This is a genomic window from Salipiger sp. PrR003, from assembly GCF_010500785.1.
Taxonomy (GTDB): domain Bacteria; phylum Pseudomonadota; class Alphaproteobacteria; order Rhodobacterales; family Rhodobacteraceae; genus Salipiger; species Salipiger pacificus_A.
The window spans coordinates 58,837-74,539 of the sequence record NZ_JAAGOV010000047.1 but is presented as its reverse complement, the minus strand read 5'-3'; the positions used below and the strand labels follow the sequence as shown (position 1 = coordinate 74,539).

The 15,703-nt window shown below is 64.9% G+C and carries 13 protein-coding genes and 1 pseudogene; 6 read left to right on the top strand and 8 right to left on the bottom strand.

The window, feature by feature from the left end:
- The coding region (locus G0D83_RS17660) for an FAD-dependent oxidoreductase (RefSeq protein WP_164196120.1) at positions 1–527 on the bottom strand (527 nt) is incomplete at its 3' end.
- A 560-nt stretch (positions 528–1,087) separates the two neighbouring features.
- Between G0D83_RS17660 and G0D83_RS17655 the strand changes: the two genes are divergently transcribed.
- Positions 1,088–2,734, top strand: a complete 1,647-nt coding sequence (locus tag G0D83_RS17655; protein ID WP_164196119.1) for a BCCT family transporter — start codon at positions 1,088–1,090, stop codon at positions 2,732–2,734.
- A 72-nt stretch (positions 2,735–2,806) separates the two neighbouring features.
- Here G0D83_RS17655 and G0D83_RS17650 read toward each other — a convergent pair whose 3' ends face one another.
- A complete protein-coding gene (locus G0D83_RS17650) occupies positions 2,807–3,850 on the bottom strand; it encodes a GlxA family transcriptional regulator (RefSeq protein ID WP_108968783.1) in 1,044 nt (347 codons plus the stop codon).
- 307 nt (positions 3,851–4,157) lie between these two features.
- Here G0D83_RS17650 and G0D83_RS17645 point away from each other — a divergent pair, with 307 nt between their 5' ends.
- The 3 genes from G0D83_RS17645 to G0D83_RS17635 all read left to right on the top strand — a co-directional run bounded on the left by G0D83_RS17645 (position 4,158) and on the right by G0D83_RS17635 (position 8,541).
- Positions 4,158–4,907 (top strand): electron transfer flavoprotein subunit beta/FixA family protein, encoded by a 750-nt coding sequence (locus tag G0D83_RS17645; protein ID WP_108968781.1) that lies wholly within the window; start codon positions 4,158–4,160, stop codon positions 4,905–4,907.
- Positions 4,908–4,924: 17 nt separating this feature from the next.
- Positions 4,925–5,860, top strand: coding sequence for an electron transfer flavoprotein subunit alpha/FixB family protein (locus tag G0D83_RS17640; RefSeq protein WP_164196118.1), 936 nt, complete (start codon positions 4,925–4,927; stop codon positions 5,858–5,860).
- A gap of 119 nt (positions 5,861–5,979) precedes the next feature.
- Positions 5,980–8,541, top strand: coding sequence for an FAD-dependent oxidoreductase (locus G0D83_RS17635; RefSeq protein ID WP_164196117.1), 2,562 nt, complete (start codon positions 5,980–5,982; stop codon positions 8,539–8,541).
- An 80-nt stretch (positions 8,542–8,621) separates the two neighbouring features.
- On the opposite strand, the gene G0D83_RS17630 is transcribed toward G0D83_RS17635, so the two are convergent.
- A complete protein-coding gene (locus G0D83_RS17630; RefSeq protein WP_164196116.1) occupies positions 8,622–9,515 on the bottom strand; it encodes a LysR substrate-binding domain-containing protein in 894 nt (297 codons plus the stop codon).
- Between the two features lie 304 nt (positions 9,516–9,819).
- Here G0D83_RS17630 and G0D83_RS17625 point away from each other — a divergent pair.
- Together G0D83_RS17625 and G0D83_RS17620 are read left to right on the top strand one after the other, a co-directional pair.
- Positions 9,820–10,272 (top strand): annotated as a pseudogene (locus G0D83_RS17625) (SRPBCC family protein); the annotation flags it as partial.
- A 6-nt stretch (positions 10,273–10,278) separates the two neighbouring features.
- Entirely contained in the window at positions 10,279–11,361 is a 1,083-nt protein-coding gene (locus tag G0D83_RS17620; RefSeq protein ID WP_164196114.1) for a hybrid-cluster NAD(P)-dependent oxidoreductase, read from the top strand.
- Positions 11,362–11,529: 168 nt separating this feature from the next.
- Here the strand turns inward: G0D83_RS17620 and rpiB are convergent, their stop codons facing one another.
- The 5 genes from rpiB to G0D83_RS17595 all read right to left on the bottom strand — a co-directional run bounded on the left by rpiB (position 11,530) and on the right by G0D83_RS17595 (position 15,560).
- Positions 11,530–11,976 carry a ribose 5-phosphate isomerase B gene (gene rpiB / locus G0D83_RS17615; protein WP_164196113.1) on the bottom strand — a complete coding sequence of 149 codons (447 nt, stop codon included), beginning with the start codon at positions 11,974–11,976 and terminating at the stop codon, positions 11,530–11,532.
- 24 nt (positions 11,977–12,000) lie between these two features.
- A complete protein-coding gene (locus G0D83_RS17610) occupies positions 12,001–13,275 on the bottom strand; it encodes a TRAP transporter large permease (protein WP_164196112.1) in 1,275 nt (424 codons plus the stop codon).
- Between the two features lies 1 nt (position 13,276).
- Positions 13,277–13,732: a TRAP transporter small permease gene (locus G0D83_RS17605; protein WP_164196111.1), complete on the bottom strand. Its 456-nt coding sequence runs from the start codon at positions 13,730–13,732 to the stop codon at positions 13,277–13,279.
- Positions 13,733–13,805: 73 nt separating this feature from the next.
- On the bottom strand, positions 13,806–14,795 hold the full coding sequence (locus G0D83_RS17600) for a TRAP transporter substrate-binding protein (protein ID WP_164196109.1): 990 nt from the start codon (positions 14,793–14,795) through the stop codon (positions 13,806–13,808).
- Between the two features lie 24 nt (positions 14,796–14,819).
- Positions 14,820–15,560, bottom strand: coding sequence for a FadR/GntR family transcriptional regulator (locus G0D83_RS17595; RefSeq protein ID WP_164196107.1), 741 nt, complete (start codon positions 15,558–15,560; stop codon positions 14,820–14,822).
- Between the last annotated feature and the right edge of the window lie 143 nt (positions 15,561–15,703).

Here is a 15,703-nt window from a genome sequence, read left to right as displayed (position 1 = left end):
TGCAGCGCGCCGCCCATCACCGGGTAGCGCGCGCCGCGCGAGATGTTGATCGGCGGGCAGTACTCCTTGCACTCCTCCGGCGTCAGCCAGCGGTTGTCGACGCCGTTCAGGCGGTTGGCGTGGACGTGGCGCTTGAAGCTCTGTACGTCGTGCACGGTGTGCGCCAGCATCAGCACGCCGCGGTTCGAGTACATGACGTTGTAGTTCAGCTCCTGGCTGAGATTTTGCCACAGGTCGACCGAGTGATCGAACAGCCGCGCGCTCTCGTCGTAGAGGTAGTTCGAGCGGATGATCGTGGTGTTGCGCCCGGTGTTGCCGCCGCCGAGCCAACCCTTGTCGATCACCGCGATATTGGTGATCCCGTGCTGGGTGGCAAGGTAATAGGCCGCGCCCAGACCGTGCCCCCCCGCCCCGACGATCACCACGTCGTACGCGGCCTTCGGCTGGCTGTCCGGCCATTGCTCCGTCCAGTCCTTGTGACCGGTCACGGCGTTCTTGAGAAGGGAAAAGGCGTTGAAACGAGTCATCGGCGGGCCCCGGCTGTGGTGGCTTTTCCCCTTCCTAGCGAGCACTGCCGAAGGCGGCGTGAGGTTTTGCGACAGTGTGATCGGATCTTTGCGCCGCGCCTCGGGACGCGACGGCACGGCCGGCTTTTCCTTGGGGCGAGGCGACAGGCGAGCGCGCGATGTTGCGCTGACTTCCCAGAGAGGCCGACAAGGCGGTCAACCGATAGTATCCATAAATTACATTGATACACAGTCACTTAAGACCACAGGCGCCGCGCGCTGCGCCTGTGATCTCTGCGCCTGCATCCGCGCCAAACCATGGCCTATCGATCGGGAACAGCCCCCGACGTCGCGAAGATCCCGGCGCTCTGTCGTTCCGGTTCTGCCCTCCGCGCGCGCTTCGCTGAATAACCTCCGGATCGCAGAGATGCCTGCCGCCTGTCCGGGTGCAGATCCGCTGTAAAGGTCCCTGTCACGCAAGAAGACGCGTCGGCTCAGTACGATTTCCCGCAGTAAGACGGGCAGAGGTCACCGGGCACATACTGGCGAAGGGCTCCTTAACCAGCAGAGGAGAACCTCATTTGACCTATCCCACCGACACCGAGGACAAGGGGCCGGACCTAGGCTCCCCGCCCGCCGAAAGCCTTATCCAGACAGAGTACACCATCGGCCGCGACAATATCGAAGGGTCTGTCGGACCGATCTATTTCGACGTGCACAATCCGGTCTTCGCGATCTCGGCGTTTGCGGTCATCGCCTTTGTGGCCTTCACGCTTGCCCTGCCAGAGCTTGCCGGCACCCTCTTCAGCACGCTCTTCACCGAGGTCACCACGGGCTTTGACTGGCTGTTCCTGGGGGCCGCCGATGTCTTCGTGCTGCTGTGCCTGGTGCTGGTCATCAGCCCCTATGGCAAGGTCCGGCTCGGCGGGCGCGACGCGCGTCCGGATTTCGGCTACCTGAGCTGGTTCTCGATGCTCTTCGCCGCCGGCATGGGCATCGGCCTGATGTTCTACGGCGTCTCAGAGCCGCTCAGCCACTTCGGCTCGTCGCTTGGCGGCACGGCCCTTGGCGACGCCGGGGCGCGCACCGACTGGGCCCCTCTGGGCGCCGCGACAACCCAGGAAGAGGCGGTGCGCCTTGGCATGGCCGCCTCGATCTTCCACTGGGCGCTGCATCCTTGGGCGATCTACGCGGTGGTCGGGCTCAGCCTGGCGCTGTTCAGCTACAACAAGGGGCTTCCACTGACGATCCGATCCGCCTTCTACCCGATCTTCGGCGAGAAAGTCTGGGGCTGGCCGGGCCACGTCATCGACATCCTTGCGGTCTTCGCCACGCTCTTCGGGCTTGCCACCTCGCTCGGGCTCGGCGCGGCACAGGCCAACGCGGGGTTCAACAAGCTCTTCGGCGTGCCGGTGGGCGAGACGACACAGATCGTGCTGATCATCGGCATCACGGCGATCGCGCTCTTCTCGGTGATCCGCGGGCTCGAAGCCGGGGTGAAGCTGCTCTCCGAGATCAACATGGGGCTCGCGCTGCTGCTGCTGCTCTTCGTGCTCTTCGCAGGGCCGACGCTGCTGCTTCTCACCAACACCGGCGACTACCTGCTGGCCTATCTCGAATACCTGCCCGCGCTGTCCAATCCCGTCGGGCGCGAGGACGTCAACTTCATGCAGGGCTGGACCTCGTTCTACTGGGCGTGGTGGATCAGCTGGTCGCCCTTCGTGGGCATGTTCATCGCCCGTGTCAGCCGCGGACGCACCGTGCGCGAGTTCCTGATCAGCGTGCTGCTGATCCCGAGCCTGGTCTGCGTGATCTGGATGTCCATTTTCGGCGGCGCGGCGATCAGCCAGGTCGTGCAAGAAAGCTACACCGCGGTGCAGGACGCCGATCTGCCGCTGCAGCTCTTCGCCATGCTCGATGACATGCCCCTGTCGGCGATCACCTCGCTTGTCGGCATTGTGCTGGTCATCGTGTTCTTCGTGACCTCCTCCGATTCTGGCTCGCTGGTGATCGACACGATCACCTCGGGCGGCAAGGTCGATGCGCCTGTGCCGCAGCGGGTGTTCTGGTGCGTGTTCGAGGGTGTCGTCGCGGTGGTCCTGCTGCTGTCGGCGGGAGGGCTCAAATCGCTGCAATCCATGGTGATCTCGACCGGCCTGCCCTTCACCATCGTTCTGCTCGTGATGTGCGTCGCAATCTGGCGGGGGCTCGCCAGCGAGCCGCGCTGAGACACGCGCCTTGCACAGACGGAAACGCCGCGGAGGCCCCCTCCGCGGCGTTTTCTTGTCAGGCTGCCGGGATCACGCCGCCAGGCCCTGCTCCTGCCGAAGCGCCTGCGGGGTGCAGCCAAAGCGCCGCCGGAACATCCGGCTCAGGTGCGAGGAGTCGCAAAAACCGCAATCCACCGCGACCTGCGCGATGGATTTCTCTGCGGTGAGCAGCAGGTGATGCGCCAGCGACAGGCGGATATTGAGGAACGCCGCCTGCGGAGAGATGTCGAGCGCGGTGCGGAAGTGCCGTTCCAGCTGTCGCTTGCTGTGCCCGATCCGCCGCGCGATCTCCTCGACCGAAAGCGGCGTGTCGATGGTCTGCTGCATGAGCTGCAGCGCCCGCAGCACGATCGGGTCGCGGGTCTTGAACCCGAGGGTGATCCCGGGCTGCGGTTTCTCGGGTTGCAGCGCGTCGTCGATGATCATGATGTGCAGGCTCTTGCTGGCCTGCGCCCGGCCCACGTGCTTTTCCACCAGATAGGCCCCAAGGTGCGCTGAACTGGCACCGCCCGAGCAGGTGAGCCGGTCGCGATCGACCACGAAGATCTGGTCCGCCACCGGATTGAGCCCCTCGAACTGCTCGAGGAAGTCCGCGTGATGGAACCAGCTCACGCAGCAGCGGTAGCCCTGCATCAGCCCCGCTTCGTGCAAAAGGAAGGCCCCGGTGCAGACCCCGACCAGAGGCACGCCCGCGTCGGCCGCCTGCCGCAGGAACTTCGTGTAGGCCGGGCCGAGAGTCTGCATGTCGTCCATCAGCCCGCCGACCACGACGATATAGTCGAAGCGCGACGGATCGCCGAGCCGCTCCTTGGGCTGCACCGTGATGCCGCTGCTCGAGGGGACCGCGTCCATCGTGTCCGAGAGCACCGTCCATGTGCATAGAATCGGGCGGCTGCGATCGCCCTCGTCCGCCGCGAGCCGCAGCACGTCGACGAAATTGGCAAAGGCACAGAGGGTGAAGCGCTTTGCCAGGATGAAGCCCACCGACAGGCGCGCGTCCTCGGGCCTGCGCCGGATGGCCCGGGAGGAGGCCGCGCGCGAGGTGGCTTTCTGCGGAACGGAGAGAGGGGTCATGCTGGCGCTCCGGCTGCACGGGAACTCTTGGGCGCCTGTCGTAGCCCTCATCCCCGCGTGACGCATATATCCTGTCTTTTGACAGGGGTTCGTCGCAATACTCTGCGCTACGAATTCGGCATCGACTTCGCCAAACGCGCCTCTGCAAGGCCGAAACGCGACCTCGATACCCATCGGACGAACACTGGCGGAGATTTGCGACGTCCCGACGGCCGTCGCCCCTGTTCTCGGTCATATCGCAGGAACCCCCCGCGGGCGCGGGCAAAAACCCCCGGCGACGCTCGGGTCACGGCAGAGAGGAAACACCATGAAAGTGCTGGTCCCGGTGAAGCGGGTCGTCGACTACAACGTGAAGATCCGCGTCAAGGCGGACGGCACGGGCGTCGATCTGGCCAATGTGAAAATGTCGATGAACCCGTTCGACGAGATCGCGGTCGAAGAGGCCATCCGTCTCAAGGAAGCGGGCAAGGCCGACGAAGTCATCGTCGTGTCGATCGGCCCGGCGCAGGCGCAGGATGTGCTGCGCACGGCGCTCGCCATGGGCGCGGACCGCGCGATCCTGATCACCGCCGAAGGTCCGGTCGAGCCGCTCAGCGTCGCAAAGCTGCTGAAAGCGGTGGTCGCTCAGGAAGATCCCGGCCTCGTGGTGCTGGGCAAGCAGGCCATCGATGACGACAGCAACCAGACCGGCCAGATGCTCGCGGCGCTGCTCGGCTGGAGCCAGGGCACCTTTGCCTCGGCGCTGGAGATCGGCGAGGGCCGTGCCAAGGTCACCCGCGAGGTCGACGGCGGCCTGCAGGCCATCGAGATCGCGCTTCCGGCCATCGTCACCGCCGACCTGCGCCTCAACGAGCCGCGCTACGCCTCGCTGCCGAACATCATGAAGGCCAAGAAGAAACCGCTCGACCAGAAGAGCGCCGAGGACTTCGGCGTCTCGACCGCCCCGCGCCTCAAGGTGCTGCGCGTCGAGGAGCCCGCGGCGCGGGCGGCGGGCGTGAAAGTGGGCAGCGTCGGCGAGTTGCTCGACAAGCTCAAGACCGAAGCCGGCGTCATCTGAGAGCGGGACCCTACACCATGTCAATTCTTCTTTTCGCAGACCACGACAACGGCACGCTCTCGGACCAGACCGCCAAGGCGCTGACCGCCGCGCTGCAGATCGGCACCGAGGTGGACATCCTGATCGCCGGCAAGGGCGCCGCCCCCGCCGCCGAGGCCGCCGCGCACCTCAGCGGTGTGCGCAGCGTGCTGCAGGCCGAGAGCGAGGCGCTCGAGCACCGTCTGGCCGAGGCGAGCGCGGCGCTCATCGTCGGGCTTTCGGAGGGCTACGACACCCTCCTCGCCCCCGCCACGACCACCGGCAAGAACGTGCTGCCACGCGTTGCCGCGTTGCTCGACGTGATGCAGATCTCCGAGATCACCGAGGTTGTTTCCGCCGACACCTTCAAGCGCCCGATCTACGCCGGCAACGCCATCGAGGTGGTGCAGTCGACCGAGGCCAAGAAGGTGCTCACCGTCCGCACCGCGGGCTTTGCGGCTGCCGCGTCTGGCGCGGCCGCAGCCCCGGTCCGGGCCATCGAGGCCGGAAACGCGGGCGCCGAGCTGTCGCGCTTCCTCGAAAACATGCTCTCGGCCAGTGACCGCCCCGAGCTCAGCTCGGCCAAGATCATCGTCTCGGGCGGCCGCGCGCTCGGCTCGGAAGAGAAGTTCCGCGAGGTGATCAACCCGCTCGCCGACAAACTCGGCGCGGCTGTCGGCGCCTCGCGCGCGGCGGTCGATGCGGGCTATGCGCCGAACGATTTCCAGGTCGGCCAGACCGGCAAGGTGGTTGCCCCCGATCTCTACGTCGCCTGCGGGATATCCGGAGCGATCCAGCACCTTGCGGGCATGAAGGACAGCAAGATTATCGTCGCGATCAACACCGACGAGGACGCACCGATCTTCCAGGTTGCCGACTACGGGCTCGTTGGCGATCTTTTCGATGTCCTGCCGGAACTTGAGCGCCAGCTCTGACGCCACCACCGCGCGGAAGACGGTCGTTTTTCGCGCGGTGAATGCCGGTTCGACGCCATCAGTGCGTCGTGCCAGGCCCTATCACTTCGATACACTCCTCGAACAAGCGGACTGCACCCATGTCTTCCTTTCCTGAACGCGCGAATGTCGTCATCGTCGGTCTCGGCGGCATCGTCGGCGCCTCGGTCGCCCACCACCTGGTAGAGCGCGGCTGGGACAATATCGTCGGCATCGACAAGTCCGGCATCCCCACCGACATCGGTTCGACCGGTCACGCCTCGGACTTCTGCTACTGCACGAGCCATGATCTGCTGAGCACCTGGGCGACCATGTACTCGGTCGATTTCTACGAGAAGATGGGCCACTACTCGCGCATCGGTGGTCTCGAGGTGGCGCGCGTCGGTGACGACCAGCGCATGGAAGAGCTCAAGCGCCGCTGCGACTCTGGCCGCGCCTTCGGCACCAACGTGCGGATGATCTCGGCCGCCGAGGCCAAGGAGAAATTCCCGCTTCTCGAGGAGGACCAGATCCAGGGCGCGATGTGGGACCCGGATGCGGGCCTCGTCATTCCGCGCTCGCAGACCGTCGCCGGCAAGCTGGTCGATCAGGCGGAGAAGTCCGGCAAGCTCAAGGCCTTTGCCAACACCCCGGCGCTGGAGCTGCTCACCGAGAATGGCCGCGTCACTGGCGTGAAGACCTCGCGCGGGACCATCATGGCCGATCACGTGGTGGTCTGCGCCGGCCTCTGGGGACGCCTAATCGCCGCCATGGCGGGCGAAGACCTGCCGGTGATGCCGGTCGACCACCCGCTGACCTTCTTCGGACCCTATGACGAGTTTGCCGGCACCGGCCTCGAGATCGGTCGTCCGCTGCTGCGCGACCAGGGCAACTCGGCCTACATGCGCGACACCGGCGATCCCGCGACCACCGAGGGTGGCCAGATGGAATGGGGCTACTACTACGAAAAGGACGTGCGGATGGTGCATCCGCGCGACATCCTCGAGAAGGGCCAGGCGCGCCTCGGGCCGTCGATGCGCGACCTCGTGCTGGAAGACGTGATCGAGCCGCTCGAAAAGGCTATGGAGCTCACCCCGATCCTCGCCGAGCTCGGCTTCAACGAGAGCCACTCGTTCAACGGCCTGCTGCAGACCACCACCGACGGCGGGCCGTCGATGGGCGAAAGCCGCAAGCTGCGCGGCCTGTGGTACGCGGTGGCGATCTGGGTCAAGGACGGCCCCGGCATGGGCAAGCTCATCGCCGATTGGATGACCGACGGGCGCACCCACATCGACCATCACGCGATCGACTATTCGCGCTTTCAGGACTTCCAGCTGAAAGAAGACTTCATCTGGGGCCGCTGCGAGGAAACCGCTGCCAAGATCTACAACCCGCCCGTCCACCCGCGTGAGCCCTTCGGCAACGCCCGTGGCATCCGCCGCTCGCCCTTCTACGAGCGCGAAGTGGAGCTGGGGGGCTACTTCATGGAACTCGGCGGCTGGGAGCGTGCGCATGGCTACGCGGCCAACGAGCACCTGCTCGAGAAATACGCCGACCAGGTGCCGGTGCGCGAAAACGAATGGGACAACCGCCACTTCTGGCGCGTGTCCAACGCCGAGCAGCTGGAGATGAGCGCCGATTGCGGCATCATCAACCTGTCGCACTTCCACATGACCGACATCTCTGGCCCGGACCACGTGGCGCTGATGGAATGGCTCTGCGCCGCGAAGATCGGTGGCGACAACATGGTCGGCAAGGGTATCTACACCCACATGCTCGATGACGAGGGCAACGTGCGGGCGGACTTCACCGTCTTCCGCATGGGCGACCGCTGCCGCCTGGTGAACGGGGCCGACGCCGGTCCGCGTGACCTCGAGTACATGAAGCGCACGGCGATGGACAAAGGCTTCGACGTCACCATCACCGACGTCACCGAGAAGTTCACCACCATCGGCATCTGGGGCCCGAACGCGCGCGAGAACCTTAAGAAGGTGGTCGCAGATCCGGCCGGCCTCGATGTCGAGAACTTCCCCTTCGCGGCCATCAAGCCGATCGAGATCGCCGGCAAGACCGTCACGGCCTTCCGCATCTCCTATGTGGGTGAGCAGGGCTGGGAACTGCACATGCCCTATGAGGACGGTCTTGCCGTCTGGGACGCCCTGCGCGAGGTCGGCGTCATGGCGGTGGGGGTCGAGACCTATGCCAACTCGCGCCGCCTTGAAAAGTCGCTGCGCCTGCAGAACGCCGACCTGCACACGCAGTACAACCTCTACGAGGCCGACCTCTCGCGTCCCAAGGTCAAGGAGGCCGATTTCCGCGGCAAGGAGAAGCACGTCGAGTTCCGCGCCCGCGAGCACCAGCCCGCAATGCTCTGCACGCTGGTGATGAATGACAACGTCGACAGCAAGGGGGTCGCCCGCTACCCGGTCAACACCATGCCCGTGATGGACCCCGAAACCGGCGAGGTGCTGATCGACGAGCTTGGCCGCCGCTCCTACACCACCTCGCAGGCCTTCGGCCCCAGCATCGGCAAGAATATCATGCTGGCCTACCTGCCGTGGGACTACTGCGAGGTCGGGCGCAAGCTGCAGGTGACCTATTTCGACGAGCCCTTCGAGGTCGAGGTCGCGGGCGTCGGCTACGCGCCGCTCTACGATCCCGAGAACAGCAAGCCGCGCAGCTGATCCGCTGGGTCACATGAAAATGACAGCGCCGGCGGATCACCCTCGCCGGCGCTTCGGCTTTTCGGGTTTGCTCTTGAGCCTCACGCGAAGGCCGCCCCGGCCTCCTGCTCCGCGAGCCAATCGGCAAAGAGCTGTGCGTTCGCCGAGGCTCCCGCATGGATGCGCAGGTAGAAGGGATAGGGCGAGTCCATCGCCTCGGGCACCAGCTGCACGAGGCGATGGCTTTCGAGATATCCCTGCAGCAGTCCTTCCCACCCCAGCACCGCGCCAATGCCATCCTCGGCCGCCTTGAGCCCGATAAGGTAGTTGTTCAGCGCGAACTCAGGGCCAGTCGGCGCGGGCAGACCGAGCGAGGCGAACCATTCGTGCCAGCCGGTCCATGCGTTCGCCCCTGAATGAATGCGGATCAACGGCACCTCGGCCAGGTCCGCGACCTGCGCGATCTCGTGCATCTCGGCGAATTGCGCGCTGCCGAGGGCGAGGATCCGGTCCCGGAACAGCAGTCGGGTCTCGTCGTCCTCGCGCGCCGGGTCACCGTAGTGAATGCTCAGGTCCACGCCACTCACCCGCCCGCTGTCCGCGATGACCTGCGAGATCGCGACGCCCGGATGCGCTTTCCAGAAGGCCGCCAGCCGCGGCGTCAGCCACAGGCCACTCATCGCGGTTGTCGCCGCGATCGAAACCGCGGTGCGATCCCGGCGGTTGCGGATGCGTGCGACGCTGTCGGAGATCCCCTCGAACCCGCGTTGCAGCGACACGAACAGCAAGGCGCCCGCCTCGGTCAGCTCCACCCCGCGGTACTGGCGCGTGAACAGGGCCTGTCCCAGGTCCTGCTCGAGCGCCTTGATCCGGTGGCTGACCGCAGCGGGAGTAACGTTCATCTCGGCAGAGGCCTGCTTGAAGCTCAGGTTCCGGGCCGCCGATTCAAAACAGGCCAAATCGCCTAAAGACGGTAGATCATAGGGCTTTTGCATATCGTCAGGTCGCTTTTGTCTTGCAGGAGTCGCTGTTGGATCATCGCGACGCTCAATTTAGCTAGGCTAATCTCAGTTGAGTTTTTTGCCAATTGTCAGCTCGCCGACGTAATGGCTTTGTGACGCGAAGATCACTTTCCGCGAGAGGACACCCAAGATGGCCAGCCCGACCGCCCGGCTTTCCGATCTGCTCCATCAGCAGCGCCGCGGCCATGGTCTCCGGCAGCCGTTTTACGGCGCCCCCGAGGTCTTCGATGCGGACCTGCAGGCGATCTTCTACCGCGACTGGCTCTGTGCCTTTCCGGCCCACATGCCGCTGCTCGAAGGCACGCAGAGCTACACGGTGAACGGCAAGATCGCGGTGCAAAAACCTCTCGGCCATGTTCCCGTGCTCGATGCCGGTGCGCTCCTGCTGTTCCAGTCGACCACCTGGAACCACTTGCTGACCGATCACTCGATCACCTTCCGCGTGACCCCGGTCGGCGCGCAGGAAACCGAGGTGCAGACCACCTGGCTCGTCCACAAGGTCGCGGTCGAGGGGGTGGACTACGACCTCGACACCCTGACCCGGGTCTGGGAGCACTCCAACGACGAGGACCGCCGCGTCGTCGAAGACAACCAGCAGGGCATCAATTCGCCCGCCTACGAGCCAGGCCCTCATTCGGCCACCCATGAAGACGGCGTGCTGCAATTCGTTAGCTGGAACCTTGACTGGATGCGCAGCGCTTATGCCCCCATCGCCCAGGCCGCGGAGTGACGTGATATGGTAACTGCAAGCCCCTCCCCCATTGCCCATTGGACCGACGAAGAACCGCTTGAGTGCGTGTCGATCCTGCCCGAAGCGGCGGATGTCGTCACCGTCTGCTTTCAGGCCCCCTCTGGTCGGCCCTTCCAGTTCGACGCCGGCCAGTTCCTGACGCTGGAGTTGCCGGTGCCCGGCGGCCCGCTCTACCGCACATTCACGATCTCCTCCTCGCCGTCGCGCCCGAAGTCGCTCACGCTGACGATCAAGGCGCAGCCGGATTCCATCGGGGTGCGATGGATCATCGACGCGCTTCGGCCCGGCATGAAGGTCAAGGCAAATGGTCCCTCCGGCCATTTCACCGCGGTCGGCCACCCGGCCAAGAAGTACCTCTTCATTTCGGCCGGGACGGGCATCACGCCGATGATGTCGATGACGACCGAGATCTACGACCTTGGCAGCCATTGCGACATCGTCTTCGTGAACTGCGCGCGGCGACCTTCGGAGATCATCTTCAAGCGCCGCCTCGAGCACATGGCGACCCGCATCGCCGGACTCGATCTGAAATGGGTGGTCAGCGCGCCGGACCGCTACCAGCCCTGGACCGGGTATCAGGGGCGTCTCAACCAGCTCATGCTCGGCCTGATGGCGCCCGACTACCTGGAGCGCGAAGTCTTCTGCTGCGGCCCGGAGAGCTTCATGCAGTCGGTGCGCGAGGCACTTGCGGGGCTCGGCTTCGATATGGACCACTACCATCAAGAGAGCTTCCACGCGCCCTCCATTCCCGGACCGCAGCACGTCGAAGCACCCGTGCCCGATGACGATATGCCGGACGAGGATATCATGGCGGAGGTCACCTTCGGTCGCTCCGGGCTGAAGCAATCCTGCGCGGAAACGGAGACGGTCCTTGCCGTTGCCCGCCAGGCCGGGATCGCCATCCCTACAGGCTGCACTTTCGGCGTTTGCGGCACCTGCAAGACAAAGAAGATCTCGGGCGACGTCTATATGGTCCACAATGGTGGCATCACCGAAGACGAAATCGAAGAGGGCTATTTCCTCGCCTGCTGCTCGAATCCGCGTGGCAAGGTCGAGCTCGACCTCTAGAGCCCACATTCGCGGAACGAGCTGACTGGGCCGGGGGCCTCGCCCCCGGCAGTCTTCGTTCGAGGGTTGCGTCAGCTGGGCTGACGCCGACCCTCAAGAAAGCGGCGAGACCACATGCGGGTCAGCGCGCTCATCTGGCGTGATGTCCACAAGACCGCGCGCCCGCGCTTAGCGATCGTTGTCCATGTCGTGCAACATCGCCACCCGGCGGCGGAAGTCCTCGTCGGTGGAGAATTCGGCCCCCAGGAATGCGTCGATGAGGTCGAGCGCCAGCCAAGGTCCGACGATCTGCGCACCAATGCAGAGCACGTTCACATCGTCGTGCTCGACGCATTGATGCGCCGAATGGACATCGTGGCCGACCGCGGCGCGGATGCCCTTGACCTTGTTGGCGGCAATCGAGGCACCGACACCTGTGCCGCAGACCAGCAGCCCCCGCTCGGCCGAGCCGTCGTTGACCGCCCGCGTCACCGCCTGAGCGATCTCCGGAAAATCGACCGGCTTGTCGTCGTAGGAGCCGACGTCCCTGACCTCGTGGCCGAGGCGCTGGAGGTGATCGAGGACGGTTGCCTTGAGCGGGAAGCCCGCATGATCGGAGCCAAGGACAAGACGCATTGCAAGAACCTTTCGAGGTGGGGGTTAGCGAAGCAGTTTCGGCAGGGCCAGCACGAGCCCGTCGGCAAAAGTGATGATCGCAAGCGTCAGCAGCAACGGCGCGTAGAAGGGCAGCAGCGCCTTCAGCAACTGGCGTAGCGTGATCTTGGCAATCGATGACACGAGGAACAGCGACAGACCCATCGGCGGGGTCAGCAGGCCCAACATCAGGTTGAAGATCACCACGATGCCAAGGTGCACCGGATCGATCCCCGCCATAACCATCGGCGGCGCGATCACCGGGACCACCAGCAGCGTCGCGGTGGTGGAATCGAGGAACATGCCGGCGATGAAGAAGATCAGGTTGGCAATCAGCAAGAGCACGAAGGGATCGCTCGAGATTGCCAGGATCAGCTTGGAGAAATCCTGAGGGATCTGCTCGACCGCGAGGATCCAGCCGAAGAGCGAGGCCGCTGCGACGATGATCAGGATCGCGCTGGTGTTGCGCAGCGTGGTCAGCATGGCGGACCACAGGTGGTCGAGCGTCAGTTCTCGGTAGACCAGCCAGCTGATGAGGATCACGTAGACCGCCGTTACCGCGGCCGCCTCGGTCGGGGTGAAAAGCCCCAGCAGCATGCCCGAGATCATCAGCACCGGGGCCAGCAGCGCCGGAAGCGCCGGCAGCAGGCTTTCGCCCACTTCTCGCGGGCTCGCCCATCGCTCGGCGCGCGGCATGTCCTTGCGGATGGCGAGGATGGCAGCGGTGACCATCAGCAGCAGGATGCAAATCAGCGCGGGCACGATGCCGGCGATCAGCAGTTGGATGATCGACACGCTGGTGACCGAGCCGTAGACGATGAGCGGGATGCTTGGCGGGAAGATCGGCCCGACCACGGCCGAACTCGCGGTAACCGCCGCGGCGAAGGGAGCGTCGAAACCGCGGCGCTTCATCGCCTCGATCTCGATCTTGCCGAGCCCCCCGACATCGGCGAGCGCGGCGCCCGACATACCCGAAAAGATCAGGCTCGAGAAGATGTTGACCTGCGCCAGCCCGCCCGGGATGCGGCCCACCAGCGTGTCGGCGAAGCGAAAGATGCGGTCGGTCACCCCGGCAAGGTTCATCAGGTTGCCGACGAAGATGAAAAGCGGCACAGCGACCAGCGGAAAACTGTCGAGCGCGTAAGTCACGCGCTGCGTCAACAGGCCGAGCGGCAGCCCCTCGATGACGACGTAGAAGATCGCCGGCAGCAGGATCGAGTAGACGACCGGGAAGCCGAGCACGAAGAGCGCCAGAAACAGGACGATGAGGATCAGGCCCATGTCAGAGGCTCACCGACTTCGCCGTCTTGCGCGTGCGCAGCTGCAGCGCGTGAAAGATCGCCGCCCCGGCAAAGCCGACGAAACAGGCGCCGAGGAAGATCCAGAACGGGATCCCGAGCGTCGGCGTGGCATTCTTGAGGTTGTCCGAGATGTTGAGCGCGGTCACCACCGCAATCAGCGCACAGGCTGCGAAGGACAGCAGCGTGATCGCCAGCCCGAGCCAGCGCTGTACCGGCTCGGGCAGAGCCGCGCGCAGCTCGCCCATGACGATGTTCTCCTCGGAGCGGACCACCAGCGGGTAGGCAACGAAGACGGTACAGATGAGCAGGAAGCGCGTCAGCTCCTCGGCTCCCACGATGGCGGAGCCGAAGATGTCGCGCATGATCACCTGCAGAAAGGGCAGCGCGATCAGCGCCGCGAGCATGGCCACGCAGAGAAAGCGGAGTAGCTGTGTCATGAACCGGGGAACTCCGGGTATTGAGGTCAGGAAAGCGCGGCATGGGCGCGCAGGACGCCCACGCCGCCGCGGTTCACTTCATCGACATGATCTGCTGGATGTAAGGCTCGAAGTCCGGGAAATCCTGGTTGATCTGCGCCAGAACCTTCTCGCGGAAAGCGGCGAGATCGAGTCCGGTTTCCGCGGTGGTGAAGGTCATGCCACTTCCCTTCAGCTCCTCGACCAGCGCCTGCTCGGAGTCCTGCGCCCATTGCAGCGACTCCATCGCCTTGCCGTCGAGCACCTTGGTGATCGCGGCGCGGTTCTCCTCGGACAGCCCCTGCCAGGCTTTCTCGTTGACGAAGACCGCGAGCACAGACTGCATATGCCCCGTCATCGCGACGTGGCTCTGCACTTCGTAGAGCTTGTTGGCCGCAATCATGGTCAGCGGGTTCTCCTGGCCGACGACCATGCCGGTCATCAGCGCGGTGGGCAGTTCAGACACTTCGACCGGCGTCGGGGTCGCGCCGAAGCCCTTGACCATCGACACCCACAGATCGAGCGGCACCGCCCGGAAGGGCTTGCCCGCCATGTCGTCCGGCGACTTGATCTCGAAGTTGGACGAGATGTGGCGCGCGCCGCGGTAGATGCGCCCGATGATGCGCACGCCGCCCTCCTCGACAAGCCGCGCGTTGATCTCCTGCAGTGCCTCCGACTTGGCCGGGTCGGTGGCACGCATGGCGTGCTCGGCGTTCTCGTAGACGAAGGGCGCGTTGAACACGGCGACCTCGGGCACGATGCGGGCCAGTGAGGCGAAGTCGTGGTGGCCCATCTGGATGGTGCCCATGCGCACCCCGTCAACCATCTCGGCGACATTGCCGAGCTGGCTGGCGGGGAACACCTGCACCGTCACCTCGCCACCGGTCTCCTCCTCGATCGCGGTGGCGGCTTCGGCGGCGAAACGGGTCTGGAAATCCCCCTCCGCGCCCACGTGGGCGTAGCGCAGTTCAGCGGCCGCAGCTGGCAGCGCGCACAAGCCGATTGTCGCGGCAGCCAGAAGCTGCCGAGCAGAAAAAGCGAACATATTCTCCTCCCTTCGCTTGTCGTCCTAAGCTTTCTTGAGACCTTTTCGGTAGCTGTCGATCAGGCTCCTGCGACGCAACTCGTCGCCAATCGCGAAATGCTCCCGCAGCCGCTTGTCCGCGGCCTCCGGGTCCTTCGCGACGATCGAGAGGAAGACCTCCCGATGCGCTTCCACAAGGTCTCCGACCACGGAGCGCTCATGGTAGACCGTCTTGCGCCGCTGCACGTGGCTGCGTCGAAGCAACTCGGACAGGGCGCCGTAAAGGGTGATCAGCGAGCTGCTGTGGCTCGCCGCCACAATCGAACGGTGGAACATGAAATCCGCGCGGCCGCCCGCCTCGGGATCGTCCAGCGTGTCGATCAGCGAGCCGAACCACTGGCCGATCCGCGCGAGATCGACCTCGTTCGCCCGCGTGCAGGCGAGCCGGATCGCCTGGCATTCGATGCCGATCCGCGCCTCCATCACGTCGTCGAGCATGTCCTGTTGCTGAGCGAGGCAGAACGTGAAGAAATCCGAAACCGTCCCGAGATTGGCTTGCCGCACGTAGGTGCCACTGCCGTGTCGTACGTCGAGCATGCCGAGCATGGCGAGCGAACGGATCACCTCGCGCAGCAGCGGGCGACCGACTTCCAGCTCCCGGGCGAGATCGCGCTCGGACTTCAGCCGGTCGCCGACGCGCAGGTCACCGGTCATCAGCGCGTCCTTGAAATACGCGATGACCCGGTCGGTTCCCTTTTCCGATTGAGCTGTCTCAAGCTCGCTCATCCCTGCCGCCTCCTCCTGGCTGACCAAAGTGAACCTCTTGCCGACCGGGTTGCCAACCAGTTTTTGAGCGCGCTGGCTTGGCGGGGTATTGCCGCCCGAAAAGCGTGCCGATTCTTGTGCTTAAATAATTGTTATTGTTTATT